Source organism: Sporolactobacillus pectinivorans, from assembly GCF_002802965.1.
Taxonomy (GTDB): Bacteria; Bacillota; Bacilli; order Bacillales; family Sporolactobacillaceae; genus Sporolactobacillus; species Sporolactobacillus pectinivorans.
Window position 1 is genome coordinate 1 of sequence record NZ_NXGA01000008.1, and the last position, 1171, is coordinate 1171.

Here is a 1171-nt window from a genome sequence, read left to right on the forward strand (position 1 = left end):
CCCGGAATGTCAAATCAAGCGCAACAACCATGGAGTCAGGCCGTGAGCTAGCAAGCTAGCTCGGCCTCAATAAGCTCGGCGGCGCTGGCATAGCCGAGCAACTTGCGGTGTTTCTGATTCAGTGCCTCTTGAACCTGAGCAATAGCATCTTTAGAGAAGCCATGTAGTGACTGGCCTTTAGGAATGTACTCCCGGATCAGACCGTTCTGGTTCTCGTTACTGCCTCGTTCCCAGGGTGAATAAGGGTGGGCAAAGTAGATCTGAGGGCCCTTGACTTGATCTAAGAGTTTGAACTCAGAACCGTTGTCAAAGGTGATGGTCTTAAAGAGCTCAGGCTGCTTGTCGACAACGTTTTGAAGATACTCCAAACAGGTGTCAGCGTGGTAGTTGGGAATCTTCACAATCAGTTCATAACGCAACTGTCGTTCAGTTAACGTCATGAGAGCTGGTTCACTGGCCTGGCGCTTGCCTTTAACCAGATCACCTTCCCAGTCGCCAAAGCGTTTCCGGTCGTTGATGACGTCTGACCGTTCTTCAATTGAGGTGCCCGCCAAGCGCTTATTCTTACGTGAATGATTGGGGTGATTGGCTTTCACATGACGCTTCAGTTTGGCCGGCAGATCAATGTTCTTCACGTCTAACCGGCCTTGATCAATGTAGCGGTAAACGGTCGGCGTTGATGGACAGAGCTGGTCTGGATGCGCTTGTCTGAAGACATGGATATAACTGTCCACACTTTCAATCCGCGGACGCCGTTTGAGCGCCTTTGTGAACATCCTGAAGAACAACCGGCAGCGTTCTTCTAAGCCCTTAGAATGGCATTTTTGACGGGCCCGTTCATGAAAGAGCTGGCTGGTGTCAGCGTAGTATCGATAGACAAAGAGGTAGTCATGATTACGCTGTTGAACCATGCCCCGCTTGATTTCGCGGGAGATGGTACTACGACTGCGATGAAGCAGACGGCTGATTTCGGCTTTTGACTTACCCGCGTTCAAATACGCTTGAATTGCGCCTCTTTCTTCTGGTGTGAGTTGTTGGTAATGCTGGGCAGTGCTATTCTTAGATTGGGTCATGGAGATTTCCTTTCTTTAGAGTTTTGGCACTTTAAGTTTAGGTCTCCATGGCCTATTTGTGTAATCTTGATGTGTTGCACTTAGATTTTAAATCCGGG

At 49.2% G+C, this 1171-nt stretch carries 1 protein-coding gene; it reads right to left on the bottom strand.

Annotated elements, in window-relative coordinates; genetic code table 11:
• Nucleotides 1–47 precede the first annotated feature (47 nt).
• Nucleotides 48–1073: an IS30 family transposase gene (locus COP04_RS19230; RefSeq protein WP_100487473.1), complete on the bottom strand. Its 1026-nt coding sequence runs from the start codon at nucleotides 1071–1073 to the stop codon at nucleotides 48–50.
• Nucleotides 1074–1171 lie beyond the last annotated feature (98 nt).

Bases quoted from the DNA above. Each gene is read 5' to 3' on its own strand.
- COP04_RS19230 (WP_100487473.1), bottom strand. From the start codon at position 1,073: ATGACCCAATCTAAGAATAGCACTGCCCAGCATTACCAACAACTCACA.